This window comes from Thermodesulfobacteriota bacterium (genome assembly GCA_040755095.1).
In the GTDB taxonomy this organism is placed as follows: Bacteria; Desulfobacterota; Desulfobulbia; order Desulfobulbales; family JBFMBH01; genus JBFMBH01.
The window spans coordinates 69,811-95,572 of record JBFMBH010000001.1 but is presented as its reverse complement, the minus strand read 5'-3'; the positions used below and the strand labels follow the sequence as shown (position 1 = coordinate 95,572).

The window sequence follows — 25,762 nt, the reverse complement described above, 5'->3', positions numbered from 1 at the left end:
CCGTTACATCGGCACCAGGGCGGTGATCTCCGGCCACATCTTGGAGAGCTCTTCGTGGACGGCCTGGATGAAATCGTCGGCCACCACGTCGGCAAAGGGGCGATGCTCCTCCCGCAACAAGGCCCAGGCCGGCGACTCCACCAGGGGCATCCGGGGCAGGCCGCTGCCCACCGTCATTCCCCGGGCCATGGCAAAGGCCTTGCCCAGATGCACCAGGGCCACCAGGAGGACGTTGTCCTTCAGGCCATCCGGCCGGTGGTGGAAGGTCATGACATCCACATAGGCCTGGGGCAGGCCCAGGCAGTCCCCCAGCCAGCGGCCGGCGGTCTCGTGGTCCACCCCGGCGTAGTCTCGCTCCAGGTGCAGCATCTCGTCCACAGTGGTCCCCGCCGGCTGGGCCAGGAGGTGGGGGTAGAGCCCGGGCTCCAGGGCGTCCACGGCCAGCATGCCCAGGTCGTGGAGGATGCCGGCCAGGGCGACGTCTTCCGGCAGGTTGATGCGCAGGATGTCCTTGAGGATCTGGGCGATGCGGGCGGTGACCACGCTGTGCTGCCAGAAGGCATCCGCCAGGGCCGAGCTGCCGAAGGCCGGCCGGGTCGGCCGGCTCTGGATGGACTCCAGCACCACCTTGCTGATGTCCTTGATCCCCACCGTGATCATGGCGTGGGGCAGGGACAGGATATGAGCGGAGCGGCGGTAGAAGGGAGAGTTGGCCAGCTGCAGCACCCGGGCGGCAATCCAGGGGTCGAGGCTGAAGAGCTCGGCCAGCCGGCGGGTGTTGTCGGCATCGCCGGACAGGTAGGGGGTCAGGGTGTCGGCCACCACCGGGTTGATGGGCAGCGCCAAGTTGGACTGCACCCGGCGGCGGCAGCCGGCCCGGAAGCTCCACTCCTTTTTCGGCGGCAGCTCCGGGATGGTGGCCGTGGTGTCGATCTGGGCCAGGGTGCCCTCCCCGGGCGGGGTCGCCAGAGGCTCGGCTATCTCCTCTTCCGGCTCCGGGGGCAGGCGCCGGTGCGGCACCTCCCGGGGCGCGGTCTGCTGGCGGACCATCTGGGCGTTGGCCAGGATCAGCCGCGCCACCAGGATCTCGCAGAAGCGCTTGTAGAACTTGAGCTGCAGAAAGACGGAGGACTTGCTGATGATGTCCGGCTCCACCCGCAGGATGTAGGAATCGGAGGTGGCGACCACCGCCGCGGTACGCCTGGTCTCGCCGACCAGGGCCATCTCCCCGAAGCAGTCGCCGGTGGACAGGCTGGTCAGCTCAATGGACTCCTGGCTACCTTCCAGGCCTTTGCACACCGAGACCGTGCCCCGGACCAGGATGTAGAAGACCCGCTCCACGGTGTTCTCCCGAATGATCACCGTGTCCTTGGGCACCTTGAGCCAGCGGCTGACGACCAGGAACTGCTTGAGCTCCGAGTCGTCGAAGTTGTGGAAGAACTGGATCCGCTTGAGGAAGCTGATCTGCTGCTCGATATCCACATCCTTGCCTTTCGTCTGGGTCATGGTGTGGTCCGCCTGGGGTGAAAATGGTCGTTGTTTCCGTGGAGTTGAACACAGGATACTGAAAGGGCACCCCCAGCGTCAATGCCAAGCCCCCGGCCGGTGCCGCGGCTCGGGCCTTTGACCCTGGCCCCTTTCGGCGGTACGGTTAGGCATCGGCCGGCGGAAGAGGCCGGCATGAGCCGGGCCGCCGCGGGTCGCCGTCCGGCGCTGGCAACGGACCGACCGGGAGGAGGGGCATGGTGGAGGAACAGCTGGCAGCCTGGGCGCATGGCCTGGTGGCGCCTCTTGGCCGGCTGCTGATCTCGGTGGCCGCCGGCCTCCTGGTGGCCAACGTCATCGAGGCGGCCAACTGGACCCACGGCGTGGCCCGGCTCGCCACCCCCTTCATCCGCTTCGGCCGCCTGTCGGAAACCACCGGTGCCAGCTTCTCCCTGGCCTTCTTCTCCAGCATCGCCGCCAACAGCCTCCTGGCCGAGGCCCATGACCAGGGCCGCCTGAGCCGCCGGGAGCTGGTCCTGGCCAACCTGCTCAACAGCCTGCCCACCTATTTTCTCCACCTGCCGACCCTGTTCTTCGTGGCCTTGCCTCTCCTGGGCCGTACCGCCTTCATCTATGTGGGGCTCACCTTGCTGGCCGCAGGCCTGCGCACCGCCGGTGTCGTCCTGGCCGGCCGCCTGCTGCTGCCCGCCGGACCGGATCTGTGCCTGGCCTGCCAGCTGGCGGGCGAGCCGTCCCGGAGCTGGCGGGAGATCGGCCGCCGGAGCTGGCAGCGCTTCCGGCAGCGCATCGGCCGGGTGCTGGTCTGGACGATCCCCATCTACTCGGCCTTCTTTGCCCTGCAGCGCCTGGGCTTCTTTGCCTGGCTGGAAGGGCAGATGGGCCGGGCGGTGAGCGGGTCGAGCTTCCTGCAGCCGGAGGCGGTCGGCATCGTCATCTTCCATCTGGCGGCCGAGATCGGTGCCAGCCTGGCGGCGGCCGGCGCGCTTTTGCAGGGCGCGGCCCTGCCCGAGCGGCAGGTGGTGCTGGCCCTCCTGGTGGGCAACATCCTGTCCTCCCCCATGCGGGCCTTGCGGCACCAGCTGCCGTACTACTCCGGGATCTTTTCGCCGGCCCTGGCCGGCCGGCTGGTGCTCTATGGCCAGGTCTTCCGGGCCGCCAGCATCGTGCTGGTTGCCCTGGGCTATGGCCTGGTCACGACCTGAGGCCAAGGAGACCTCGTATGGAAACGCTCACCGTGGTGCTCATCGGGATGCTGGCTTTCTTCTTTGCCGGCCGCTGGCTGTGGCGGGTGGTGCGGGGGCGGGAGCGGGGCTGCGCCTGCAGCCAGGGCGCCTGCGAGCAGCGCCCGTCCGGCTGCTGCCCCTCCCGGCAGGACCGGAGCGGGTGAGGGGGCCGGGAGTCCTCAGCTTGGCCAGAGGGTCCGCACCGGATACTGGGTGATGAGAGGGTCCGGGGTCAGGAGGATCAGGGAGTGCTCGATGGCCTGGCAGATGAGGATCCGGTCAAAAGGATCCTTGTGCAGCAGCGGCAGCTTGGGGAGATGCCAGGTGGCCTCTTCGACCAGGGCCAGCGGCTCGATTTCATGCTGGTGCCGCTGTCTGGGCAGGAATCGTCCGGGCTCCTCGGGCAGGGCAAGCCTCCCCATGGACCACTTGACCACGATCTCCCAACAGGAGGCGACGCTCAGATAGACCTCGTTCTCCGGGTCCGCAAAGACCTCCCGAGCTGGGCCGGAAAGCTCCGGGCTGTCGGCGATGAGCCACAGGAAGGTGCACGTATCCAGCAGGATGTTCACGGGCCCTCACCAAGAAAGGCGTCGGTGAGATCCTCGGGAAGCGGCTCGAAGAAGGCCTTGTCGACGGTGAAATCCGGGAACTCCTGCCGCGCGAGTCCGATGGGCCGCCTCTTCCGGAGCTTCTTGCGAAGCGGGCGAATCTCGGCGATGGGCTGGTTGCGCTTGCAGAGAATGACTGTCTCGCCGCTGCTGACCCTGGCCAGACAGGCAGAGAGGGTGGCCTTGGCCTCGTGGATATTGAGGGTGATCATGCCTCGATTCTAGGTCAGGAACATGGTCCGGTCAAGGACCAGATTCCGGCCACCTGCTGGTCCTGCAAGTCTCATGGGGCCAAGCCCTTGACAGGTGAACAAATGTTCACCATGATGGGGCCATGGATCTCACCCCCCGGCAGCAGAGTGTTCTGACCTTCATCCGGCGTCATCAGGAGGAGACCGGCATCGCCCCCTCGGTGCGGGAGATCGCCGAGCATTTCGGCCTGCGGGGCCTGGCCGGCGTGCACCGCATCCTCCAGGCCCTGGTGGCCAAGGGGCATCTGGCCAGCCAGGCCGGCAAGAAGCGCTCCTGGCGGCTGATGGCCGGTCCGGCCCGGCCGGCGATTCCGCTTCTGGGCCGCATCGCCGCCGGCCCTCCCCGGGAGGCCCTGGAGGACCGCGACGAGGGCCTGCCGGTGGATCCCCGCCTCTTCGGCTGCCAGGACTGCTTCGCCCTGCGGGTCCAGGGCGACTCCATGATCGGCGTCCATATCGCCGACGGTGACCTGGCGATCCTCCGGCCCCAGGAAGATGCCGCCGACGGCGAGATCGTGGCGGTGCTCATCGACGATCTTCTCACCGAGGCCACCCTCAAGTTTTTCCGCCGCCAGGGCGAGACCATCCGCCTCCAGGCCGCCAACCCCCTCTACCCCGACCTGATCTTCACGGCCGAGGCGCAGGAGAAGGTCCGGATCCTCGGCCGGCTGGTAGGCCTCATCCGGCACTCCTGAGCGGCCCCGTAGCGCGGGGAGGGGCCGCTGCCCATGGATCCTTTCGTCCACCTGGAGGTCCAGAGCGCTTTTTCCTTCCTCTGGGGGACCTTCACTCCGGAGGCCCTGGTGGCGGCAGCTCAGGCTTTGGGGCAGCCGGCGGTGGCCCTCACCGACCTCCTGGGCCTGCCCGGCGCGGTCCGTTTCTGCCGGGCCGCCGAGGGGGCCGGCATCCAGCCCATCGTCGGCAGCCGCCTGCCCCTGGCCGACGGCTCCTGGATCACCCTCTTGGCCCGGAACCGGGCCGGCTTTGGCCAGCTCTGCCGCCTCGTCTCCGCGGCCCACAGCCAGGAGCGGCGGATCGTCCCCCTGGATCCCCTCCTTCTGGCCGAGGGCCGGGACCTCATCGGCCTGGTGGGGGGCTGGCCCTCCCCCTGGCGGCGGCAGCTCTTGGCCGGGGGCTGGCACCCGGTCCGGGCCGCCCTTGTGCGGCTGCGCCGGCTGTTCGACCAGGATCTGCAGCTCTTCCTGGCCCTGGAGGATCATGGCCTGCCCGAGGACGGCTTTCTTGGGCAGGTCTTTCTGGAGCTGGCCCGGGACCTGGATCTGCCGGTGGTGGCCACCAACAGCGTCGCCTTTCTCACCCCGGCCGACCTTTCCCTGCACCTGACCCTGGTGGCAGTCCAGGAGCGGTACCACCACCGGGCCGTGACGCCGCTGCCCAATGACCGCTTCTTCCTGCGCTCCGGCGCTGCCATGGCCGAGGCGGTGCCGGTGCCGGCGGCCCTCGCCAATACCCGGCTGGTGGCCGAGCGCTGCCAGGAGCCGGTTCTGCCTCTGGGCCGCCGCCATCCACCTTCATATCCCGCCAGGGACGGGAGCGCCCGCCCCGGTGATACGATCCTGGCCCGGCAGGGCCTTGTCGCCCTGGCCCGCTGCCAGCGGCCGGTGTCCCCCGTCTATCTGCGGCAGCTGGCCCACGAGCTGGCCCAGGTCAGCGGCCGGGGCCTGGCGGATTTCTTTCTTCTGGTGCAGGAGGTGGTGGCCTTTGCCCGGAAGGCCGGGATCAGGAGCAGCATCCGGGGCTCGGCCGCCGGCTCCCTCCTGGTGCATCTCCTTTTGGGCGGCCCGGATCCCATCCGCCACGGCCTTCTTTTCGAGCGCTTCATGAACGAGGGCCGGCCGGATCTGCCGGACATCGACATCGATTTCGATTCCGAGCGGCGGGACGAGGTGCTCTCCTGGGTCATGGCCCGCCTGCCGGGCCAGGCGGCGATGGTGGCCACCATCCACTGCCTGCGACCCCGGAGCGCCGTGCGCCTGGTGGCCCGGGCCCTGGGCTACCCTTTGGCCGCCATCGGCCGGCTGGCCGACTGCCTGCCCTGGTCCCTCCGGGGCTACGATCTCGTCGCCGCCCTGGAGGCCCTGCCCGAGCTGCGCCGGGCGCCCATCCGCCAGGAGCCCCGCCTTTTGGCGCTGGCCAGCCGCCTGTGCGGTCTGCCCTTCCAGAGCTCGGTGCATCTGGGCGGCGTGATTCTGGCCCCCGGCGCGATCACCGACTGGACGCCCCTTACCACCTCGGCCAAGGGCCTGCCGGTGAGCCAGCTGGACAAGGACGACGTGGAGGCCCTGGGCCTGATGAAGCTGGATCTTTTAGGCCTGCGCATGCACTCGGCCCTGGGCCGGGCTGCGGCCATCCTCCGGCAGCACGGGATCCCGGTCGATCTCGGCCGCCTGCCGTTGGACGATGCCGCCACCTACGAGCTGTTGCAGAGCACCGACACCCTGGGCATCTTCCAGCTGGAGTCGCCGGGCCAGCGCCATCTCATCGGCCGGTTGCAGCCCTCCTCCTTCACCGACCTGGTGGCCGAGATCTCCCTTTTCCGGCCCGGCCCGGTGGAGGGCAACATGGTGCAGCACTATGTGGCCCGGCGCCATGGCCAGGAGCCGGCCGACGTCTTCCATCCGGTTCTGGCGGAGGTCCTGGCCGAGACCTGCGGGGTCATCGTCTTCCAGGAGCAGGTGCTCCGGGTCGTCCACCTCTTTGCCGGCTTTTCTTACGCCGAGGCCGATGCCTTCCGCCGGGCCATGAACCGGAAAGGGAGCAGCGCCGAGATGGCGAGCCTGGAAGCCCGCTTCCTGGCGGGTGCCCAGGCCCAGGGCCATCCCCTGTCCCTGGCCCGGGAGGTCTTCGCCCAGGTGGCAGCCTTTGCCGCCTACGGCTTCTGCAAGGCACATGCCGTGGCCTTTGCCGAGATCACCTACCAGAGCGCCTGGCTCAAGGCCCACCACCCCCAGGCCCTCTACCTCGGCCTCCTGGGTGCCGGTCAGGTGGGGTCGTATCCACCCTCTGTCCTTCTCAACGAGGCTCGCCGCCGGGGGATCCCCATCCTGCCGCCCCATGTCAACGAAAGCGGCCTGGAGTATGCCCCCGAAGGGCCGGGCATCCGCCTGCCCCTCACCGTGATCCGCGGCGTCGGCCCGGCCATTGCCCAGCGGCTGCTGGCCAACCGGGAGACCGGCGGCCCTTTTGGCAACCTGGAGGATTTGCAGCAGCGCCTTGCCCTGCCGGCCCGGCTGCTGGCCACCCTGGCCCGGGCCGGCGCCCTGGCCGGCCTGCAGAAGGAAGCACGGTCGCCGGTCGCTCCCCGCAGCCTGGGGACAGCCGGGCCGCGACCTCTGGCCGCGGCCGGTGGCGGGGAGGGGTGGCGATGAAGGATGCGGCGGCCTGGGAAGAGGAGCTGGCCGTTCTGGCCCAGGAAGAGAGCAGCCTGGAGGTGTTTTGCCGCTGCCATCCTCTGGCGGTGCTCCGGCCCGTCCTGGCGGCCAGCGGGGTGCAGACCGCGGCCAGCCTCCGCCAGACCCCGGCCGGCCGTCTGGTGCGGGTGGCGGGCCTCATGCTCATGGTCCACACCCCGCCCACCCGCTCCGGCCGGCGGGTGATGTTCGTCACCCTGGAGGACGAGACCGGTCTCGTTGACCTGGTGGCCTTTGCCGAGGCCCAGGCCCGCTGGGCCCGGCTGCTCCTCATGAGCCGGGTGGTGACCGTGGAAGGCCGCCTGGGGCGGGAGGGCCGGGACGGCCTTTCCCTGTCTGTGCAGGTGGCTCGGCTCCTGCCCCAGTGGTGCGGGCCCTTGGCAGTGGTCGCCCGCCGCTGCCGTTACCGCCTGGCCGCCCGTCGCTGGCAGACCCGGGCGGGGTGAGGTGACTGGAGCGGGAGGCAGCGGGGTGGGGCTGGAAATTCACATCCTCTGGAAGAGATGGGCGTAGGCCCGGCTCACCGGCAGGGTTTCCGGCCGGGAGCGCAAGGAGATCTCCAGGCCGCCGGTGAAGGTGCGGCGGGCGCGCAGGATCTCGCCGGCGGCGACGATGATGCTGCGGTGGATGCGCCAGAAGCGCTCGGGGTCCAGCTCCGCTTCCAGCTGGCGCAAGGGGGTGCGGATGAGATGCTCCTGGTTGTCCCGGGTGGCGACCACGGTGTACTTGTCCTCGGCCCGGAAGAAGGCCACCTCGGCCACCGGCACCAGGCGGATCTCCTCGCCCTGGCCGGCCCGGATCCAGGACCGGCGGGGGGCGGCGGCTCCGGTGAGCAGCAGGGCCTGCAGCCGGCCGAGCAGGTCCGCGGCCGGCGGCTGCCAGCGCTCCTCGACCAGCCGCTCCCGGAGGCGGGCCACGGTGCGGGCCAGGCGCTCGGGGGAGACCGGCTTCAGGAGATAGTCGACGGCGTTCTCCTCGAAGGCGGCCACCGCGTACTGGTCAAAGGCGGTGACCAGGACGATCCGGGTGCCCGCCGGCGCCTCGGCTGCCACCGCCAGACCGGAGCGGCCGGGCATGCGGATGTCCAGGAAGGCCACCTCCGGCCGGTGCGCGGCGAGGAGTGCCGCCGCCTCGTCGCCGTCTCCGGCCTCGGCGACGATCTCCAGCTCTGGCATCAGCTCGCCCAGCTGCCGGCGCAACGACGCCCGCAGGGCCGGCTCGTCATCGGCGATCAGGGCCTTTGGTCTCATGCCCAAGGGATCTCCAGCACCGCCCGGACGCCGCAAGGCCGGTTCTCAAAGAGGCTGAGAGAGGCGGCATTACCGTGGAGGGCGGCCAGCCGCTCCCGTACATTGGCCAGGCCCACCCCGCTGCCCGGCAGCCCCTGGCCCATTCCGGCCCCGGTATCCGCCACCTCGATGATCAGCCGTGCTCCGCTCTCGCTCACCCGCACCAGCACCTCGCCGCCGGCCTTGGCCGGCTCGATGCCATGGCGGATGGCGTTCTCCACCAGGGGCTGGATGAGCAGAGGCGGCAGCGGCCGGCTGCGGAGTCCCGGCGGCGCCTCGATGGCCACCCGCAGCCGGTCCGGCAGCCGCTGCCGGAAGATGGCCAGAAAGCTGGCGACCAGATCCAGCTCCTGGCCCACCGTGCTGTCCGGGCTGCGGAGGGCCTGCATGGTCAGGCGCAGAAAGGTGACCAGCTCCTGGAGCAGGGCTCGGGCCTGGGAGGGATTCTCTTCCAGGAGGCTGTCCACGGTGGCCAGGGTATTGAACAGGAAATGGGGCTCGATCTGGGCCTGGAGGAGGACGAGGCGCATCTCGGCCAGGCCCTTCTCCCGGGCCAGGCGGCAAAGCCGCTCCTCCTGGGCCTGGGAGCGGGCGGCGGCCAGCCGCTTGCGGCTGATGAAGACGGTGCTGATCGCCGCTCCGAAGCCGACGCTGGCGCCGTAGATGGACCAGAAGCGGGCGGGCGGCTGCCAGAGGACCGCATCGAGGCCTGCCAGCCGGCTGCCAACGGCAAGACCCAGGCCGGTGGCCAAAGCCAGGGTCGCCGCCAGGGCTGCGAACTGGCCGAGGGGCGGCCAATGGCCCAGCCAGCGGGGCACCAGGCGCATGGCCGGATAGACCGACAGCCCCACCGCCTGGGCGATCAGCAGGCAGGAGCCGAGGCCGCTGCCCACGCCCAGGCCGTGCATGAAGAGAGCAATGAGGCTGTTGAGGCCGGCGACGATCCCCGCCTCCCTGGCCAGGAGGAGGCAGGCGCTGGCGCAGCTCATGATCCGAACACCTCCCGCATCCGGGTGAGAAGCCCCACATCCCCCCGCACCTGATACAGCCCTTGCAGGTAGGCCTCCTGGCCCGAGATCTCCCCCCGGCTGATGGACTGCCAGACGGCGAAGGGGGTCTCCACGGTCAGGGTCGGCTCCGGACCCGGTCCGGGGAAGAGCTGGCAGGCGCCATCGCCGATGGCCAGGGAGAACTGGCCAGCCGGCTGGTCGGTGAGAACGAAGCGCAGGGTGGCGGTGAGGTCCCGGGCCTGGTCCGGCCGGAAGCTGGCGGCCATGCCGGCGAAAAAGAGGCGCCGGTCCTCCTGGAGAAACGTCTCCAGAGGCGGCACGGGCCGGTTCTGCCGCCTCGCCTCGCCATGCTCCAGACAGGCCTCCCAGAACCGGTTGGCCACGCCCCGGAATCCGCCTGCGGTGGGGAAGAGGGGGGCCGCGATCCCCTCCTCGCTGGCCTGGCGGACAAAGCCCTGCCGGGCCACCTCCTGGCCGGCCTGGTAGAGAGCGTCCCAGACCTGCCTCTGGGCCGGCCCCAGGGAGGAGGCGAAGCGCAGCGATTCGGCGGCCGGTCGCAGGATCTCGCCCACGATCCGGGAGCCGCTGACCCGGGCCATGTGCCGGAACATGGCCAGAAGTGGCTGGAAGTGCTCTCTTTCCGGGAAGCCGCATACGGAGAAGACCAGCATCCGGCCCGGGCGCTCCCCCCGGCGCATGGGGTGGCGGGTGAGGCCACCCGGCCCTTCCACCAGGAACGGCTGGTACCGGGGCAGGCAGCGGTCGAGAAAGATCTTCATGGGACCAGGTACGCTGAAGATGTACAGGGGCTGGGCATAGATCACCAGGTCCGCGGCGTCCAGGCGGGGCAGGATCCCGGCCATGTCGTCCGTAAGAATGCAGGCGCCGGGGGTCTTGATCCAGCAGGAGAAGCAGCCGCGGCAGGGCTTGATGGCATGGTCCGCAAGGGAGATCACCTCCACGGCGACCCCGCCATCCCGGAGCCCGGCCAGGAAGCGGTCCAGGGTCTTCCAGGTGAACCCCTCCTGGCCCCGGGGGCTGCCGAAGATCACCAGGGCGGTTCGGATCGGCCCCAGGCGCTGGGCGTCGGCCTGGCGCTCCTGGTCCGGGGCAGGGCTCACGTCCCGCGGCACCGGCGCCGGGGCCGGCGTCCCCGGCCGGGGGGAGATTCCTTGTCCCTGGCGGGCCAGATACCAGTCCGGGAAGCGCCGGGTGAAGGGCAGGCCCAGGCCCAGGGCCAGGAGGCCCGAGGCGGCCAGGCCTGCCGGGCCGGCCAGAATGGCGTTGGCCACCAGGCCGGCCAGGAAGATCCCGGCCCAGCCGATGGTCATCAGCTCGTTGATGCGGCGGAACAGCTCGGTATTCCAGAGCTCTTTCGGGGTGCGGCGGCGGGCGAAGACCATGGTGAAGGGCTCGGCGCCGGCCACCAGAGGAAGATAGCTGGCGGCAAAGAGGGCCAGGTTGAGCCACAGGCCGAGCCGGGCCTCGAAGCCGGCGGTGGTGGCCGGCGGACCGGCCAGGCTGGCGGCGCCCATGGCCCAGAAGCCGGCCAGGCCGAAATCGAGCTTGCTGGGGCGACCATGGGCCATGGCCAGGAGGGTGTAGGCCAGGCTGTACGCCAGGCCGGCAAGGATGGCCGGGGCCGGGCCGCCATGTTGCCGTAGCAGGAAGAAGAGGCCCAGGCTGGGCCAGCCCCGCAGGGCAAGAAGGATGGTCGTCAGTCGTTCCATGGCCAGTGCCCCTGGAGAAGTGGTGGAGGATTCCCTTTCCTCCAGGGTAGCCGAGCGGGTGCAGCCTGGCTGGTTTGCTGCGACGAACGGCAGCTGGCGGCGACGGATGGTTGTCTCAGCGATGGCGGGGTTGGGCCGGGAACATCAAAATGGCCTTGCCAGTCGGGCGGATCTCGGTCATAGTGCTGTCTTGCACGACTCAAGGACGTGCCCCGCACCTTCTTTCCGCGTCATTTCCCCCCGACCCGCGCGCGTACCCTCCGCCTCGTCTGATGCTGTGAAGCTGCTGGTCACCTGACGGCCGTCACGGGGCGGTCGATGTCCGTGACTTGGCCGGAGACCCCGGCCAGCCACCAGCCCCGGCTCGTCACCTTCGTAGCCCAGCCAACTGTGACCCATGGACCGCTGCCCGCAAAGAAAGGGGCGGCCAGCGGACCGCCATTCCCTCGCCAGCGCCGTCTCCCGGAAAGGGCATCCGCCGGGGGCGGGGCCGGGCGATCTCTTCCCGCAAGCAACAAAAGGAGCATCATGAGCTTTGACGCGTTTTCTTTCCATCCCCAGGTAGCCGCCGGCATAGCGGCCTGCGGCTACACCACCCCCACCCCCATCCAGGTCCAGGCCATGCCCCTGGTCCTGGCCGGTCATGACCTGGTGGGCCTGGCCCAGACCGGCACCGGCAAGACCGCCGCCTTTGTGCTGCCCATCCTGGAGCGCCTGCTGCCCGGCCCCCGGGGTCAGGTGCGGGCCCTGGTCATCGCCCCCACCCGGGAGCTGGCCGAGCAGATCCGAGTGGCCTGCGACGGCATGGGGCCCAAGACCGGGCTCACCAGCATGGCCGTCTATGGCGGGGTGAGCAAGGTCGGCCAGACGAAACGGCTGCGGGCCGGGGTCGACATCGTGGTCGCCTGTCCGGGCCGGCTGCTGGACCTTCTGGGCGACCGGGCCATCGATCTGTCCCGGGTGGAGATGCTGGTCCTCGACGAGGCGGATCAGATGTTCGACATGGGCTTTCTGCCGGCCATCCGCCGCATCCTCCGGCACCTGCCGGCCCGGCGCCAGACCCTGCTCTTTTCCGCCACCATGCCCGAGGAGATCCGCGTGCTCACGGCCGAGGTGCTGCGGGCGCCGAAGACCGTCCAGGCCGATACGCCCGGGCCGGCGCCCACCATCTCGCACCGCCTGTTCCCGGTGCCGGCGGAAGGCAAGCTGGCCCTCCTCAAGACCCTGGTGACCGATCCGGGGCTCACCTCCACCCTGGTTTTTACCCGCACCAAGCACCGGGCCAAGAGCCTGGCCCGGCAGCTGGAAGCGGCGGGGGTGGCCGCCACCGCCATCCAGGGCAACCTGTCCCAGAATCGGCGGCAGGAGGCCCTGGAGGGATTCCGGAGTGGCCGCTTCCGGGTCCTGGTTGCCACCGATATCGCGGCCCGGGGTATCGATGTGGCCGGGGTCAGCCATGTCATCAACTTCGACGTGCCGGATTCCGCCGAGGCCTACACCCACCGCACCGGCCGCACCGGCCGGGCCTGCCGCACCGGCGAGGCATACACCTTCGCCAGCCCGGAGGATGCGGCCATGATCCGCGTCATCGAGCGGACCCTGGGCGAGCGCCTTTGCCGGCAGCAGGTGACCCTGTCCCCGGAGGCCCTGGCCGCCCCCTGTCCCCTGCCGTCAGCAGAAAGCCGGCGGCCGAGCCGGCCCAGCAGCCGGCCGGCGCGACCGGCCCGGCCGTCCACCCCTGCCGGCGAGCGGCGGCAGCCGGGCCCGGGCCAGAGCCACCGCCGGCCGGCCCCCCTGGGTCTGGGCGCGGTTGCCGGCCGCCGGACCGGCGGCAACCGGCGCGGTGTCTGAGGCGTGCTGGCTGATGGACAGTATGGACAATATGGACGGCATGGACGAGCCGGCACCGGGCCGGCCCGTCAGGGCTGCGGGTGGGCGCCGGTGATCGCCCGGGCGATGCGCACCGCCTGGGCAGTGGCCGCCACGTCGTGGACCCGGACCACTGCCACGCCAGCGGCGGCGCACAGGGCCGACACGGCGGCGGTGGCCAGATCCCGGTCCGCCGGCCGCTCGATCCCCAGGACCTTGCCCAGGAAGGCCTTGCGGGAGTGGCCCACCAGAACCGGACAGCCCAGCTCCCGGAGCTGCGGCAGGCCGCGCAGCAGGGCCAGGTTGTGCTCCACGGTCTTGCCGAAGCCGATACCGGGATCGACGATGAGGTGCTGCCGGGGGATGCCCTGGGCCTGGGCCCAGGCGATGCGCTCGGCAAGGAAGGCCTTGACCTCGGCGACCACATCGCCATAAGCCGGGGCGAGCTGCATGGTCTCGGGGCGGCCTTGCATGTGCATGAGCACCACCGGCACCTGCCAGCGCCGCACCACCTCCACCATGGCGGGGTCGTGGGTCAGGGCGCTGACGTCGTTCACCAGGTCGGCGCCGGCGGCCAGGGCCGCCTCGGCCACCATCGCCTTCCGGGTGTCCACCGAGAGGGGAATCGGCCAGCGGGCGCGGATGGCCTCGATCACGGGCAGCACCCGGGCCAGCTCCTGATCGGCGGCCACCGGCGCGGCAAACGGTCGGGTGGATTCGCCGCCCACGTCGAGCAGGTCGGCACCGGCAGCGAGCATCGCCTCGGCCTGGGCCAGGGCCTGGCCAGGGTCCAGGAAGGCGCCGCCGTCCGAAAAGGAGTCCGGCGTGACATTGAGGATGCCCATCACCAGGGTGCGGGCGGGGTCGACGGCGAAGGGCATGGCGGCGGAGGCAAGAAGCCCCCTGGCGCGGGCCGCGCCAGGGGGCGGGAAGGCAGGGGTCAGGCGGGCAGGGCAGCCGTCTCTTCCTGGGGCACCGGGACCTGGCCCTGGAGGATCCTTTCGATATCCTCGGAGGTCAGGGTCTCCCGCTCCAGGAGGGCGGCCGCGATCTGGCGCAACAGACCCACGTTGTCGGTGAGGAGCTTGCGGGACCGCTCATGGGCCGAGAGCACCATGGCCTTGATGGCCTCGTCGATGCGCACCGCGGTGGCCTCGCTGTAGTCCTTGTGGCGGGAGATCTCCTTGCCGAGGAAGATCTGCTCCTCCCGCTTGCCGTAGGTCAACGGCCCCAGCTCCTCGCTCATCCCCCATTCGCAGACCATCTTGCGGGCCAGCTCGGTGACCCGCTCCAGATCGTTGCCCGCGCCGGTGGTCACCTCGGAGAACACCAACTCCTCGGCCACCCGGCCGCCCAGCAGGATGCACAGGCTGTTGTACAGATACGGGCGGGGATAGGTGTGCTTCTCGTCGATGGGCAGCTGCTGGGTGAGCCCCAGGGCCCGGCCCCGGGGGATGATCGTTACCTTGTGGATGGGGTCGGCGTCCGGCAGCAGCTTGGCCACCAGGGCGTGGCCTGCCTCGTGGTAGGCGGTGATGGTCTTTTCCCGTTCAGTGATGATCATGCTCCGGCGCTCGGCGCCCATCATCACCTTGTCCTTGGCCTTCTCCAGCATCTCCATGCTGACCTGCTCCAGGTTGGCCCGGGCGGCCAGCAGGGCCGCCTCGTTCACCATGTTCTCCAGGTCGGCACCGGTGAAGCCCGGGGTGCCCCGGGCGATGACCTTCCAGTCCACATCCGGCGCCACCGGCGTCTTGCGGCCGTGCACCAGCAGGATCTCCTCCCGGCCCTTGACGTCCGGGGTGGGCACCACCACCTGGCGGTCGAAGCGGCCGGGCCGCAAGAGGGCCGGGTCCAGGACATCCGGCCGGTTGGTGGCCGCGACGATGATCACCCCTTCGTTGGACTCGAAGCCGTCCATCTCCACCAGAAGCTGGTTCAGGGTCTGCTCCCGCTCGTCATGACCGCCCCCCAGACCGGCACCCCGGGGCCGGCCCACGGCGTCGATCTCGTCGATGAAGATGATGCAGGGCGCGTTCTTCTTGCCCTGGACAAAGAGATCCCGCACCCGGGAGGCGCCGACGCCCACAAACATCTCCACGAAGTCCGAGCCGCTGATGGAAAAGAACGGCACATTGGCCTCGCCGGCGATGGCCCGGGCCAGAAGCGTCTTGCCGGTGCCCGGAGGGCCAGCCAGAAGCACCCCCTTCGGGATGCGGCCGCCCAGGCGGGTGAACTTCTTGGGGTCCTTGAGGAACTCGATGATCTCCCCCAGCTCATCCTTGGCCTCGTCGATACCGGCCACGTCCTTGAAGGTGACCTTGGAGGTCTCGGTGTTCATGAGCCGGGCCCGGCTCTTGCCAAAGGAAAGCGCCTTGCCGCCGCCCATCTGCATCTGGCGCATGAAGAAGATCCAGACCCCGATGAGGAGCAGCATCGGCGTCCAGGAGATGAGGATGGTCATGTACCAGGGGGTCTCCTCCTTCTTCTTCACCGCGATGATGACACCGGCGTCCCGGAGCATGGGCACCAGCTCGGTGTCCTGGGGGGTGACGGTGCGGAATTCGGTGGCGTGGGTGGTTTTGCCCAGGATCTCGTCGCCTTGGATGGTGACCTGCATGATCTCGCCGGCCTGGACACTGGCCAGGAAATCGCTGTAGGTCATCTCCACGGCGGTGTCCTGCGGCTTGTTGAACAGGTTGAAGAGCAGGATCATCGTCAAGGCGATGACCAGCCACATGGACAGATTTTTGTAAAACGAATTCAAGGAAGCCTCCCTACTGCATCAGAATAGTCAACCCGAAGAGGCGGGGTGGAGCCGGGCGCCTGGACCGGCGGCCAGGCCGCCCGCCCGTGCAGGTGGCCAAGGCTGCCTCCTGGTGCCCGGACTTCCGTCCTTTGTACTCCATCTTCGGGCAGCGAGCAAAAGAAAAGAGGCTCGGCCGGAAAACCCGACGGGCCGCCACGCGGGGAAGCCGGCCTTGTGCAGGGTGGCCCTGCCGCCGGCTTCCAAGCGATGATCGTGCCCAGGCTGTCTGTGGTCCCTACCACTCGATCCGGACTGGATAGTCGGCAAAGATCGGGTCCCTGCTCAGGAGTACAGCCTCCTCGACCAGTGCCTGAGCAACCAACAGGCGGTCGAAGGGATCCCGATGACGAGGCGGCAGCCCTTCCAGAGCCATGACGTGCTCGAGCCTGACGTCAAGGATTTCAACCCGGTTGATGCGTTGCTGGCCCGAAACCAGATCGGCCAATGGGGTGCGCAGCCTGAGCTTGCCCAGCTGGAGCTTGATCTGCATTTCCCAAAGGCTCGCCACGCTGACCAGCAGAGTATTCCCTGTATCCTCACACAGGCCCAGGACTTGTGCGCTCAGCTTGAGTGGCTCGCTGTCCCACCAGATGAAGGTGTGGGTGTCGAAAAGGAGCTTCATGCGCTTCCTGTCCAAAACGCATCGGGAAGAGGCTCATCGAAATCCTCGCTGGTCCAAATGGACCCGGTGTGCAGGCCCGCCACCCGCTTGGTTACGGGCAGCAGGCGCGCGATGGGCGTATCGCCCTCGACGAGGACGACCTCGGTGCCATCTGCCACCAGGGACAACAACCCCTTCAACTCTGGCAGCCCCTCTTTGACATCCACGGTCTTCGTCAACATCGGTTCCTCCTGAGGCATGGGCCGGCTTCCTGGTGCCGCGACCGCGACCGAGAAACGCCCGGCTCACCGGTCCTGCGGGCACAATGCCGGCTCAGAAATACTCCTGCAGGGCCTTCACCTCCAGCCGGCGCTCCCGCACGGTGCGGATGGCCATCACCATGGACAGGGCTCCGGCCACGGTGGTCGAATAGGGCAGGTGGTAGTCCAGGGCGGCACGCCGGATCTGGAAGGAGTCCTGGGTGGTGCGGGAGCCCATGGAGGTGTTGATGATCCACTGGATGCCGGCATCCTGGATCTTGTCCAGGATGTGGGGCCGGCCCTCGGAGATCTTGAACACCCGCTGGCAGGGCACCCCGTGCTCGGCGAGATAGGCGGCGGTACCCCGGGTGGCCAGGATGGCAAAGCCCATCTCGGCCAGCTCCCGGGCGATCTCCACCACCTCCGGCTTGTCCTCGTCCCGCACCGAGATGAGGACCGAGCCTTTCTCCGGAATGGTCTGGCCGGCGGCGATCTGGGACTTGGCGTAGGCCAGGCCCAGGGAGAAGTCCAGGCCCATGACCTCGCCGGTGGACTTCATCTCCGGGCCCAGCAGGGTATCCACGTTGGGGAAGCGATCGAAGGGGAACACGGCCTCCTTGACCGCGAAGTGGCTGACCTGCCGCTCCCCGGTGAGGCCCAGCTCGGCCAGGCTCTGGCCCAGCATCACCCTGGTGGCCAGCTTGGCCAGGGGCACGCCGGTGGCCTTGCTGACAAAGGGGATGGTCCGGGAGGCCCGGGGGTTCACCTCCAGCACATAGACCGTGTTGTCCTGGACCGCGAACTGGATGTTCATGAGGCCCACCACCCGGAGCTCCGCGGCCATGGCCCGGGTCGCCTGGCGGATCTCCTCCACCAGGCCCGGGTCCAGGGTGTGGGGCGGCAGCACGCAGGCCGAGTCGCCGGAATGGATGCCTGCCTCCTCGATATGCTGCATGATGCCGCCGATCACCGTCTGGCTGCCGTCGGAGATGGCGTCCACATCCACCTCGATGGCATCCTCCAGGAACTTGTCGATGAGCACCGGATGCTCCGAGGAGGCGAGGATGGCCGAGGACATGAAGCTCACCAGGCCGGCCGGCTCGTAGACGATGCGCATGGCGCGGCCACCCAGCACGTAGGAGGGCCGCACCACCACCGGATAGCCGATGCGGCCGGCCACCTCCAGGGCCTCCTCCAGGGTGAAGGCGGTATCGTTGTCCGGCTGCCGGAGACCCAGCTTCTGGAGGAACTGCTTGAAGCGCTTGCGATCCTCGGTGCGGTCGATGCTGTCCGGCGAGGTGCCCAGGATCGGCACCCCGGCCCGGGCCAGGGGCAGGGCCAGGTTCAAAGGCGTCTGGCCGCCGAACTGGACGATCACCCCTTCGGGCTTCTCGGTGCCGATGATGTGGAGCACGTCCTCGGCGGTGAGGGGCTCGAAGTAGAGCTTGTCCGAGGTGTCGTAGTCGGTGCTCACCGTCTCCGGATTGCTGTTGACCATGATGCTTTCCACCCCCAGCTCCCGCAGGGCGAAGGAGGCGTGCACGCAGCAGTAGTCGAACTCGATACCCTGGCCGATGCGGTTGGGGCCGCCGCCCAGGATCATCACCTTCCGGCGATCGCTGACCCGGGCCTCATTCTCCTCCTCGTAGGTGGAGTAGTAATACGGGGTGTAGGCCTCGAACTCGGCGGCGCAGGTGTCCACCAGCTTGTACACCGGCTGCACCCCATGCCGGCCCCGGAGCTCCCGGATATCCGCCTCGGCGGTGCCGGTGAGATGCCCGAGCTGGCGGTCCGAAAAGCCCAGGCGCTTGGCACCGCGCAGCCGCTCGGCATCGAGGCCGGCAAAGCCGCCCGCCGCCACCGCCCGCTCCTCGTCCACGATCTGGGCCAGGTTGTGCAGGAACCAGGGATCGACCCCGGTCAGCTCGGCCATGGCGGCAACGCTCATCCCCCGGCTCAAGGCCTCGTGGAGATGGAAGATCCGGGCCGAATGCGGCCGCCGGAGGCCCTGCTCCAGATCGTAGGCATCGAGATGACGCAGGGAGTCCTTGCCGTCGCCGCCAAAGCCAAAGCGGCCGATCTCCAGGGAGCGCAGCCCCTTTTGCAGGGCCTCCTTGAAGGTGCGGCCAATAGCCATGGTCTCGCCCACCGACTTCATGGCCGTGGTGAGGATGTCTTCGGTCTCCGGGAATTTTTCGAAGGTCCAGCGGGGGATCTTGACCACGCAGTAGTCGATGGTCGGCTCAAAGGAGGCGTAGGTCTCCCGGGTGATATCGTTTCGGATCTCATCCAGGGTATAGCCCACCGCCAGCTTGGCGGCGATCTTGGCAATGGGAAAGCCGGTGGCCTTGGAGGCCAGGGCCGAGCTCCGGGACACCCGGGGATTCATCTCGATGACCATGAGCTCGCCGTCTGCCGGATTGACCGCAAACTGGACGTTGGAGCCGCCGGTCTCGACGCCGATCTCCCGCATGATGGCAATGGAGGCGTCCCGCATCGCCTGGTATTCCCGGTCGGTGAGGGTCTGGGCCGGTGCCACCGTGATGCTGTCGCCGGTGTGGACGCCCATGGGGTCGAAGTTCTCGATGGGGCAGACGATGACCACGTTGTCCTTCTTGTCCCGCATCACCTCCAACTCGTATTCTTTCCAGCCCAGGAGGCTCTTTTCCAGCATCACCTCGTGGTTCAAGGACAGATCGAGACCGGCGGTGCACAGGGCCTCCAACTCCCGGCTGTTGAAGGCCACGCCGCCACCGGTGCCCCCCAGGGTGAAGGACGGGCGGACGATGATGGGAAAGCCGATCTCCTCCCCGGCCTGGCGGGCCTCGGCCAGGGTATGGACGATGGCGCTCTCCGGCACCGCAAGGCCGATGCGCTTCATGGCCGCCCGGAACAGCTCCCGGCCCTCCGCCTTCCGGATCACCTCCACATCGGCGGCCAGCATCTCCACCCCGAAGCGCTCCAAGACGCCCAGCTCGGCCACCCGGATGGCGGTGTTGAGGCCGGTCTGGCCGCCCAGGGTGGGCAGGATGGCATCCGGCCGCTCGATCTCGATAACCTTGGCCACCATCTCCGGGGTGATCGGCTCGACGTAGGTGCGGTCGGCCAGCTCCGGATCGGTCATGATGGTGGCGGGGTTGGAGTTGATGAGCACCACCTGGAAGCCCTCCTCCTTGAGGGCCTTCACCGCCTGGGTGCCCGAGTAGTCGAACTCGCAGGCCTGGCTGATGATGATCGGTCCCGAGCCGATGATGAGGATCTTCTTGATATCCGTGCGCTTGGGCATGGGGGTTTCCTTCCGCCAAGGGGGGATCGAAGGGGACGAAAACGAACGGCCGGCCGCGGTCAGCGTGCCGGTGCGGCGGCGGCCGGGCTCCAGGCGGCCATCAGCTCCAGGAAACGGTCGAAGAGATAGACCGAGTCATGGGGGCCTGGGGCGTTCTCCGGATGGTACTGGACGGAGAAGGCCGGGAAGCGGCGGTGGCGCATGCCCTCCGAGCTGCCGTCGTTGAGGTTTTCGTGGGTCAGCTCCACCTCGGCCGGATCCAGGGAGGCGAGATCGACGGCAAAGCCATGGTTCTGGGCCGTGATCTCGATGCGGCCGGTGGTGCGGTCCTTCACCGGCTGGTTGGAGCCCCGGTGGCCGAATTTGAGCTTGTAGGTGCGGCCGCCATAGGCCAGGCCCAGGATCTGGTGGCCGAGGCAGATGCCGAAGATCGGTGCTCTCCCCAGGAGATCCCGCACCGTGGCGACAAGGCCGGCCAGGGCCGCCGGATCGCCAGGGCCGTTGGAGAGAAAGACGCCGTCCGGCTGCAGGGCCAGGATCTCGGCCGCCGGCGTCCCGGCCGGCAGCACCTGCACAAAGCAGCCCCGCTCGGTCATGAGGCGCAGCTGGTTGTACTTGAGGCCGCAGTCCAGGGCCACCACCCGCCGGCAGCCGGCCGGCGCCGCCGCCAGATGAAGGCCGGGACGGGGACGGCCGTCCACCCAGGCATAGGGCTCGGCGCAGGTGACCTCCTGCACCAGGTTGCGGCCCACCAGACCCGGCGAGCGGCGGGCCCGCTCCACCAGGCTGACGGGATCCAGGTCCTCGGTGGAGACATACGCCTTCATCGCCCCACCCAGCCGGATGTGGCGGGTGAGGGCCCGGGTGTCGATCCCTTCCACCCCCAGGATGCCGTCCCTCTTGAGGAAGTCCACCAGGGAGCCCGTGGAGCGGAAGTTGCTGGGATACGGCGAGTATTCCCGGACCAGGAAGGCCTCCACCTGGATGGCCGCCGACTCCATATCCTCGGGGTTGACTCCGTAGTTGCCGATGAGGGGATAGGTCATGGTCACCATCTGGCCCTTGTAGGAGGGGTCGGTGAGCACCTCCTGGTAGCCGGACATGGCGGTGTTGAAGACCAGCTCGCCCGCGGCCTCGCCGGCGCCGGTGAAGGATTGGCCGGCGAAGATGGTGCCGTCTTCCAGTGCGATGAGCGCTTTCATGGCAGCTCCGGTGTGGTTGGGTGTGAACGGGCCGGGTCCCGCCGGAGCGGCCCGGTCAGAATCTCGTGCAGCAGCCTGGCCTGGCGCCGGGCTGCGCCCTGCTGCTCCAGGGCTGCCTGCCGGGCTGCCCGGCAGCACGTGGCATAGGCCGCCTGGTCGCTGGCCAGCCGCAGCCAGGTGCCGGTGATGCCCCCGGCGTCGTCGACCAGGAAGCCGGCTCCGCGCCGCTCCAGGAGCTCCCGGGCATCCTGGAAGTCCGCAGTATGGGGGCCGAAGAGGATCGGCCGGCCCCACACCGCGGCCTCCAGGAGGTTGTGCCCACCCTTGGGCACCAGGCTGCCGCCGCAGAAGGTCATGAAGGCCAGGCCGTAAAGCCGGCCCAGGTCGCCCATGGTATCCACCAGGATGACCGGCGCCGGCCGGCCATCGCCCTGCACCGCGCTCAGCAGCCGGTGCTCGGCGCCCAGTCGGGTGATCGACTCGGCCACCTTCGGCAGCCGGGCCAGGTGGCGGGGCGCCAGCACCAGGACCAGGTCCGGGAAACGGGGCCGCAACGAGGCGAAGGCGGCCAGCAGCACCTCGTCCTCGCCGGTATGGGTGCTGCCGGCCACCAGCACCGGCTGGCCGGGCGCAAGGCCCAGCCGGCGGCGCAGCCGGCCGGCCTCTGCCACGTCGGGACCTGCGGCCAGGTCATACTTGGCGTTGCCCAGCACCCGCACCCGGGATGGATCGGCGCCCAGGGCCAGGTAGCGATCCCGATCCACGGCGTCGATCACCGCCAGGGCCTCGAAGCGGGCCAAAAGCGGGGCGATGAGCCCCCGGATCCGGCGGTAGCGGTCAAACGACCGTTCGGACAGCCGGCCGTTCAAGAGCACCAGCCGGCTGCCATAGGCGTGGGCGTACGCCAGCATATGGGGCCACAGCTCGGTCTCCACCGGCACATAGAGGGCCGGCCGCACCTGCTGGACCACCCGCCGCACCACCGCGGGCAGGTCCAGGGGCGCAAAGAAGCAGGGAATCTCTGCTGGCAGCTGCTGCCGGGCACAGGCCTGTCCGTGCGGGGTGACCGTGGAGACCACCACCGCCACCTCCCCCAGGATCCCGTCCAGGGCCGCGATCAGGGAGCGCACCACCTGCACCTCCCCCACCGAGGCGGCATGGAGCCACAGCCGCGGCCGGGGGTCGGCAGTCGGCAGCGGGGGGGGGCCGAGGCCGAGGCGCTGGCGCAGGCCATCCCGGTGGCGGCCGCTGAGGCCGGCATAGGCCAGGAAGGGTGGGCCAGCGACCAGGGCGGCCAAACGGGTCAGCCAGGTATACGCCGCCAGGGTCACAGGGATGGGGTGGTCGGATGGGCCGCGGAGGCCGCGTCGCAGGGAGCGAAAAAAATCATGACATTAAAACCGGTGCCGTCCGGTCCGTCAAGATCAGAACAGCCGCCGGCTGTCCAGGAGCAGGGTCACCGGGCCGTCGTTCACCAGGCTCACCGCCATGTTGGCCCGGAAGACGCCGGTGGCCACCGGCAGGCCGTGGCGGCTCAGCGCCGTGGCCAGAAGCTGGCAGAGCCCTTCCGCTTGCTCCGGCGGCGCCGCCCGGCCATAGGACGGCCGGCGGCCCTTGCGGCAGTCGCCCAGGAGGGTGAACTGGGAGACCAGGAGCACCGCTCCCACCTTGTCCTGCACCGAGAGGTTCAGGCGGCCCTCCTCATCGTCGAAGATCCGCAAGTGGGCAATCTTGTCCGCCAGGGCGCAAGCGTCCTGGTCCCGGTCCTCCCGGTCGACGCCCACCAGCACCAGCAGGCCAGGGCCGATGCGGCTCACCTCCTGGCCGGCCACCGCCACCGCCGCCTCCTGCACCCGCTGCACCACGGCCCGCATGAGCTGCTCCTTGGCTTCAGAGTGCGGTGGCGGGAACGGTATGGACAGTATGGACCCCATGGACAGGGTGCAGGTGGTCCATCATGTCCATCATGTCCATATTGTCCATTCCGTCATTGTCCATGCCGTCCATGCCGGCGCCCTCCCGTCACACCGCCCCACTGTCCAGATTGCCCAGCCACAGCTGCAGAATGGCGGCCGCGGCCAGGGCTGCGGTCTCAGCCCGCAGGATCCGCGGGCCCAGGCGCACCGGCACCAGCCCGGCGGCCCGGATGTCCCCCATGTCCTCCGGATCCCAGCCGCCTTCCGGGCCCACCAGGCACAGGAGGTCTGCCGGCGGAGCGGAGCGGGCCAGGAAGGCAGCCAGATCCTCCCCGGCGCTTTCATGGAGGGCCAATCCCAGACCGCGCCCAACGGCCAGGTCGGCCAGGGGCCGCGGCGGCAACAGCTCCGGCAGATAGCGGGCCCCGCACTGCTTGGCCGCCTCGCGCACCAGGCGTGGCCAGCGGGCAACCTCGTCCTTGGCCTGGGCCACGCAGCGGTGGCTCAGCACAGGCAGGAGGGCATGCACCCCCAGCTCGGTGGCCTTCTGGAGCACCAGGTCGAAGCCCTTCTTCTTGAGGAGGGCCGGCGCCAGGATGAGCCTTCGTGCCGGCGGCGGCTGCCAGCGTTGCTCCAGGAGGCGCACCCGCACCTGGCGGCGGCTGGCGGCCAGAACCTCCCCCTGGTAGACGCTGCCCTGTCCATCCAGCAGCTCGATGGCCGCGCCCGGGCCCAGCCGCAGCACCGTGCTCAGGTGATGGGCCTCCTCGCCGTCGAGAACGGTCTCCCCGGCCAGCGGCTGGTCTGGGGCCACGAAGAAGCGGTGCCGGCTCATCGCTCGGAGCCCATCATCGCCGCAAGGTCAGGGCCGCCCACTCCTCCCGGAAGCGGCGGCCGGTTTCCGTAAGCCCCAGCCCCTGGTAGCAGGCCGACACCCGCTCCTCCTGGCCACCGGCCAGAAGCCCGGACAGGAGCAGTCGGCCGCCCGGGGCCAGACGGGCCGCCAGAGGCACAGACAGCTCCAGGAGCACATCCTGGGTGATGTTGGCGAGGATAAGGTCGAAGGGGCCGGTAGAATCGGCCAGGTCCTCGCCGGAGACCCGCACCCGGGACGCCAGGCTGTTGGCCGCCACATTGGCCGCGGCGATCTCCACCGCCAGGGGATCGTTGTCGAGGGCGACGACCGCCGGCACCCCCAGGCCGGCGGCGGCCATGGCCAGGATGCCGGTGCCGGTGCCCAGATCCAGGGCCCGGGCCGGCAGGGGCTGGCCCGGAGCCAGGGCCTCATCCAGGGCCTCCAGCAGGAGACGGGTGGTGGCGTGCAGGCCGGTGCCGAAGGCCATGCCGGGATCCAGCTCCAGGATCACGTCCCCGGGCGCAGCCGGGAAGGCCTCCCAGGAGGGCTTCACCACCAGGCGGGGACTCACCCGGCTGGCTTTGAAAAAGGCCTGCCAGTTGCGGCCCCAGTCCTCGGCCGCCACCCGTGTCCGGCGGACCAGGGGCGGCGGCAGGTCCGGGGCCGTTGCGGCCAGCTGTTGGATCTCGGCCAGCAGCCTCGCCTCCTGCGCCGCCAGCTCCGGTCCTTCGGCCAGGTAGGCCAGGATGCAGCCACCCCGGATCTCGACCCCGCCCAGGCGGGCGCCGAGCCGGGCGGCCAGGGGCTCCAGGAGGTCGGCAGCCGGCTCGACGGTCAGGCACAGCCAGGCGTCCGGGCTCATGGCCGGCCCTTGCTGGCGGCGGCCCGGGGGGCGCTCTCCAGCCGTCGCGGGCAGGCGTTGACATGCTTGGCGGTCACGCCGTTGGTCGTCCAGGGTGTCTCCTCGGCAAACGGGCTCGACCGCAGCGGGCACGACTCGAGGGTGCAGCACCGGCAGCAGCTGGGGTCGCAGGGGTCAAGATGGAGCATCGCTTCGCCTTCCTCCTCCAGTGCGGCCAGGAGGGCCTGGCTGATGGCCTTTTCCTGGGCATGCACCTGCTCCAGGGTCCAGTTGCGGGGCAGGCTGACATGGAGATCCAGATGCAGCCGGCGGCCGGAGCGGAGCACCCGCAGGGCGTGCGGGCAGAGCATGCCAGGCTGGCGGATGCTGTTCAAGGCCGCCACCACCCGCTCCAGGATCCGGGGCTCGGTGGTGTCCATGAGGCTGCCCACCGCGGCTCGCACCAGACGGTAGCCGGTGAACAGGATCTGGGCGGCCACCAGACAGGCGGTCAAGGGATCCAGCCAGATGGCGCCGGTGAGCCGGACCAGGACCAGCCCCAGGATGACGCCGGCGCTGGTGACGAAGTCGGCCAGGAGATGCTGGCCGTTGGCGGCCAGGGCCTCGCTCCGCACCCGCCGTCCCTCCCGGACGAAGGCCCAGCCGACCCCGAGATTGACCAGCCCGGCCGCCACCACCAGGAGGATACCGGTATCCAGGGATCGGGGCGGCTCCGGGCTGAAGAAGGCCGGTACTGCCTCGATGAAGATGAGGATGGCGGCCAGGCTGATGAGCCCGCCTTCCAGGCCGGCGGCAAAGAACTCGATCTTGCCATGGCCGTACGGGTGGTCGGCATCGGCCGGCTCCGCGCTCACGGCGAGGCTGAACAGAAGGAAGAGGCCGGAGACGACGTTGATGATCGACTCCAGGGCATCCGAGAGGATGGCTTTGGAGCCGGTGAGGTAGTACGCCACCAGCTTGAGGAGCAGGAGGGCGACTGCCACCGCCAGCCCCAGCCCGGCAACCCTCGTGAGCGGCTTGTCTGTGACCATCCGGCAACTTTATGGTACC

The 25,762-nt window shown here is 69.5% G+C and carries 23 protein-coding genes; 6 read left to right on the top strand and 17 right to left on the bottom strand.

Features of this window, described 5'->3' with window-relative positions:
* Positions 1-3: 3 nt before the first annotated feature.
* The gene (locus tag AB1634_00350) at positions 4-1,506 is read right to left on the bottom strand and encodes an HDOD domain-containing protein (GenBank protein MEW6217967.1); all 1,503 of its coding nucleotides are present in this window, start codon (positions 1,504-1,506) and stop codon (positions 4-6) included.
* Positions 1,507-1,742: 236 nt separating this feature from the next.
* Between AB1634_00350 and AB1634_00345 the strand changes: the two genes are divergently transcribed.
* Together AB1634_00345 and AB1634_00340 are read left to right on the top strand one after the other, a co-directional pair.
* Entirely contained in the window at positions 1,743-2,708 is a 966-nt protein-coding gene (locus AB1634_00345) for a hypothetical protein (protein ID MEW6217966.1), read from the top strand.
* 17 nt (positions 2,709-2,725) lie between these two features.
* Positions 2,726-2,893, top strand: a complete 168-nt coding sequence (locus tag AB1634_00340) for a hypothetical protein (protein ID MEW6217965.1) — start codon at positions 2,726-2,728, stop codon at positions 2,891-2,893.
* A 15-nt stretch (positions 2,894-2,908) separates the two neighbouring features.
* Here the strand turns inward: AB1634_00340 and AB1634_00335 are convergent, their stop codons facing one another.
* The gene (locus tag AB1634_00335; GenBank protein MEW6217964.1) at positions 2,909-3,301 is read right to left on the bottom strand and encodes a type II toxin-antitoxin system VapC family toxin; all 393 of its coding nucleotides are present in this window, start codon (positions 3,299-3,301) and stop codon (positions 2,909-2,911) included.
* Positions 3,298-3,552, bottom strand: coding sequence for a type II toxin-antitoxin system Phd/YefM family antitoxin (locus AB1634_00330; protein MEW6217963.1), 255 nt, complete (start codon positions 3,550-3,552; stop codon positions 3,298-3,300). The genes AB1634_00335 and AB1634_00330 overlap by 4 nt, the downstream gene beginning before the upstream one ends.
* Positions 3,553-3,674: 122 nt before the next feature.
* Between AB1634_00330 and lexA the strand changes: the two genes are divergently transcribed.
* The 3 genes from lexA to AB1634_00315 are packed head-to-tail and all read left to right on the top strand — an operon-like array spanning position 3,675 to position 7,468.
* A complete protein-coding gene (gene lexA / locus AB1634_00325; protein ID MEW6217962.1) occupies positions 3,675-4,286 on the top strand; it encodes a transcriptional repressor LexA in 612 nt (203 codons plus the stop codon).
* Positions 4,287-4,319: 33 nt separating this feature from the next.
* On the top strand, positions 4,320-6,980 hold the full coding sequence (locus tag AB1634_00320) for a DNA polymerase III subunit alpha (GenBank protein MEW6217961.1): 2,661 nt from the start codon (positions 4,320-4,322) through the stop codon (positions 6,978-6,980).
* Complete coding sequence (locus AB1634_00315; protein ID MEW6217960.1) at positions 6,977-7,468, top strand: OB-fold nucleic acid binding domain-containing protein; 492 nt, start codon at positions 6,977-6,979, stop codon at positions 7,466-7,468. The genes AB1634_00320 and AB1634_00315 overlap by 4 nt, the downstream gene beginning before the upstream one ends.
* Before the next feature lie 39 nt (positions 7,469-7,507).
* Here AB1634_00315 and AB1634_00310 read toward each other — a convergent pair whose 3' ends face one another.
* The 3 genes from AB1634_00310 to AB1634_00300 are packed head-to-tail and all read right to left on the bottom strand — an operon-like array spanning position 7,508 to position 11,051.
* Positions 7,508-8,272, bottom strand: coding sequence for a LytTR family DNA-binding domain-containing protein (locus tag AB1634_00310; GenBank protein MEW6217959.1), 765 nt, complete (start codon positions 8,270-8,272; stop codon positions 7,508-7,510).
* The gene (locus AB1634_00305; protein ID MEW6217958.1) at positions 8,269-9,300 is read right to left on the bottom strand and encodes a histidine kinase; all 1,032 of its coding nucleotides are present in this window, start codon (positions 9,298-9,300) and stop codon (positions 8,269-8,271) included. The genes AB1634_00310 and AB1634_00305 overlap by 4 nt, the downstream gene beginning before the upstream one ends.
* The gene (locus tag AB1634_00300) at positions 9,297-11,051 is read right to left on the bottom strand and encodes an NAD(P)H-dependent oxidoreductase (protein MEW6217957.1); all 1,755 of its coding nucleotides are present in this window, start codon (positions 11,049-11,051) and stop codon (positions 9,297-9,299) included. Before AB1634_00300 ends, AB1634_00305 begins: the two co-directional genes overlap by 4 nt.
* A gap of 528 nt (positions 11,052-11,579) precedes the next feature.
* Between AB1634_00300 and AB1634_00295 the strand changes: the two genes are divergently transcribed.
* A complete protein-coding gene (locus tag AB1634_00295; GenBank protein MEW6217956.1) occupies positions 11,580-12,902 on the top strand; it encodes a DEAD/DEAH box helicase in 1,323 nt (440 codons plus the stop codon).
* Between the two features lie 68 nt (positions 12,903-12,970).
* Here the strand turns inward: AB1634_00295 and folP are convergent, their stop codons facing one another.
* From folP to AB1634_00240, 11 genes are all read right to left on the bottom strand, one after another.
* Complete coding sequence (folP, locus tag AB1634_00290) at positions 12,971-13,801, bottom strand: dihydropteroate synthase (GenBank protein ID MEW6217955.1); 831 nt, start codon at positions 13,799-13,801, stop codon at positions 12,971-12,973.
* A gap of 59 nt (positions 13,802-13,860) precedes the next feature.
* Complete coding sequence (ftsH, locus tag AB1634_00285; protein ID MEW6217954.1) at positions 13,861-15,687, bottom strand: ATP-dependent zinc metalloprotease FtsH; 1,827 nt, start codon at positions 15,685-15,687, stop codon at positions 13,861-13,863.
* 277 nt (positions 15,688-15,964) lie between these two features.
* Positions 15,965-16,351 (bottom strand): type II toxin-antitoxin system VapC family toxin, encoded by a 387-nt coding sequence (locus tag AB1634_00280; protein ID MEW6217953.1) that lies wholly within the window; start codon positions 16,349-16,351, stop codon positions 15,965-15,967.
* Positions 16,348-16,572: a toxin-antitoxin (TA) system antitoxin gene (locus tag AB1634_00275; protein MEW6217952.1), complete on the bottom strand. Its 225-nt coding sequence runs from the start codon at positions 16,570-16,572 to the stop codon at positions 16,348-16,350. Before AB1634_00275 ends, AB1634_00280 begins: the two co-directional genes overlap by 4 nt.
* Positions 16,573-16,663: 91 nt before the next feature.
* On the bottom strand, positions 16,664-19,876 hold the full coding sequence (carB, locus tag AB1634_00270) for a carbamoyl-phosphate synthase large subunit (GenBank protein ID MEW6217951.1): 3,213 nt from the start codon (positions 19,874-19,876) through the stop codon (positions 16,664-16,666).
* Between the two features lie 59 nt (positions 19,877-19,935).
* Positions 19,936-21,078 carry a glutamine-hydrolyzing carbamoyl-phosphate synthase small subunit gene (gene carA, locus AB1634_00265; GenBank protein MEW6217950.1) on the bottom strand — a complete coding sequence of 381 codons (1,143 nt, stop codon included), beginning with the start codon at positions 21,076-21,078 and terminating at the stop codon, positions 19,936-19,938.
* The gene (locus tag AB1634_00260) at positions 21,075-22,409 is read right to left on the bottom strand and encodes a glycosyltransferase N-terminal domain-containing protein (protein ID MEW6217949.1); all 1,335 of its coding nucleotides are present in this window, start codon (positions 22,407-22,409) and stop codon (positions 21,075-21,077) included. The genes carA and AB1634_00260 overlap by 4 nt, the downstream gene beginning before the upstream one ends.
* Before the next feature lie 93 nt (positions 22,410-22,502).
* Positions 22,503-22,952 (bottom strand): D-aminoacyl-tRNA deacylase, encoded by a 450-nt coding sequence (gene dtd, locus AB1634_00255; GenBank protein ID MEW6217948.1) that lies wholly within the window; start codon positions 22,950-22,952, stop codon positions 22,503-22,505.
* 148 nt (positions 22,953-23,100) lie between these two features.
* Complete coding sequence (locus AB1634_00250; GenBank protein ID MEW6217947.1) at positions 23,101-23,829, bottom strand: RsmE family RNA methyltransferase; 729 nt, start codon at positions 23,827-23,829, stop codon at positions 23,101-23,103.
* 13 nt (positions 23,830-23,842) lie between these two features.
* Positions 23,843-24,712 carry a 50S ribosomal protein L11 methyltransferase gene (locus tag AB1634_00245; GenBank protein MEW6217946.1) on the bottom strand — a complete coding sequence of 290 codons (870 nt, stop codon included), beginning with the start codon at positions 24,710-24,712 and terminating at the stop codon, positions 23,843-23,845.
* Complete coding sequence (locus AB1634_00240) at positions 24,709-25,743, bottom strand: cation diffusion facilitator family transporter (protein MEW6217945.1); 1,035 nt, start codon at positions 25,741-25,743, stop codon at positions 24,709-24,711. The genes AB1634_00245 and AB1634_00240 overlap by 4 nt, the downstream gene beginning before the upstream one ends.
* Between the last annotated feature and the right edge of the window lie 19 nt (positions 25,744-25,762).

Coding starts and splice junctions, on each gene's coding strand:
- AB1634_00300 (MEW6217957.1), bottom strand. CDS start 11,051: ATGGAACGACTGACGACCATCCTTCTTGCCCTGCGGGGCTGGCCCAGC.
- AB1634_00240 (MEW6217945.1), bottom strand. CDS start 25,743: ATGGTCACAGACAAGCCGCTCACGAGGGTTGCCGGGCTGGGGCTGGCG.
- AB1634_00280 (MEW6217953.1), bottom strand. CDS start 16,351: ATGAAGCTCCTTTTCGACACCCACACCTTCATCTGGTGGGACAGCGAG.
- AB1634_00245 (MEW6217946.1), bottom strand. CDS start 24,712: ATGAGCCCGGACGCCTGGCTGTGCCTGACCGTCGAGCCGGCTGCCGAC.
- AB1634_00350 (MEW6217967.1), bottom strand. CDS start 1,506: ATGACCCAGACGAAAGGCAAGGATGTGGATATCGAGCAGCAGATCAGC.
- AB1634_00315 (MEW6217960.1), top strand. CDS start 6,977: ATGAAGGATGCGGCGGCCTGGGAAGAGGAGCTGGCCGTTCTGGCCCAG.
- AB1634_00305 (MEW6217958.1), bottom strand. CDS start 9,300: ATGAGCTGCGCCAGCGCCTGCCTCCTCCTGGCCAGGGAGGCGGGGATC.
- AB1634_00250 (MEW6217947.1), bottom strand. CDS start 23,829: ATGAGCCGGCACCGCTTCTTCGTGGCCCCAGACCAGCCGCTGGCCGGG.
- AB1634_00345 (MEW6217966.1), top strand. CDS start 1,743: ATGGTGGAGGAACAGCTGGCAGCCTGGGCGCATGGCCTGGTGGCGCCT.
- AB1634_00330 (MEW6217963.1), bottom strand. CDS start 3,552: ATGATCACCCTCAATATCCACGAGGCCAAGGCCACCCTCTCTGCCTGT.
- lexA (MEW6217962.1), top strand. CDS start 3,675: ATGGATCTCACCCCCCGGCAGCAGAGTGTTCTGACCTTCATCCGGCGT.
- AB1634_00295 (MEW6217956.1), top strand. CDS start 11,580: ATGAGCTTTGACGCGTTTTCTTTCCATCCCCAGGTAGCCGCCGGCATA.
- AB1634_00275 (MEW6217952.1), bottom strand. CDS start 16,572: ATGTTGACGAAGACCGTGGATGTCAAAGAGGGGCTGCCAGAGTTGAAG.
- AB1634_00320 (MEW6217961.1), top strand. CDS start 4,320: ATGGATCCTTTCGTCCACCTGGAGGTCCAGAGCGCTTTTTCCTTCCTC.
- folP (MEW6217955.1), bottom strand. CDS start 13,801: ATGCCCTTCGCCGTCGACCCCGCCCGCACCCTGGTGATGGGCATCCTC.
- AB1634_00340 (MEW6217965.1), top strand. CDS start 2,726: ATGGAAACGCTCACCGTGGTGCTCATCGGGATGCTGGCTTTCTTCTTT.
- carA (MEW6217950.1), bottom strand. CDS start 21,078: ATGAAAGCGCTCATCGCACTGGAAGACGGCACCATCTTCGCCGGCCAA.
- AB1634_00310 (MEW6217959.1), bottom strand. CDS start 8,272: ATGAGACCAAAGGCCCTGATCGCCGATGACGAGCCGGCCCTGCGGGCG.
- carB (MEW6217951.1), bottom strand. CDS start 19,876: ATGCCCAAGCGCACGGATATCAAGAAGATCCTCATCATCGGCTCGGGA.
- dtd (MEW6217948.1), bottom strand. CDS start 22,952: ATGCGGGCCGTGGTGCAGCGGGTGCAGGAGGCGGCGGTGGCGGTGGCC.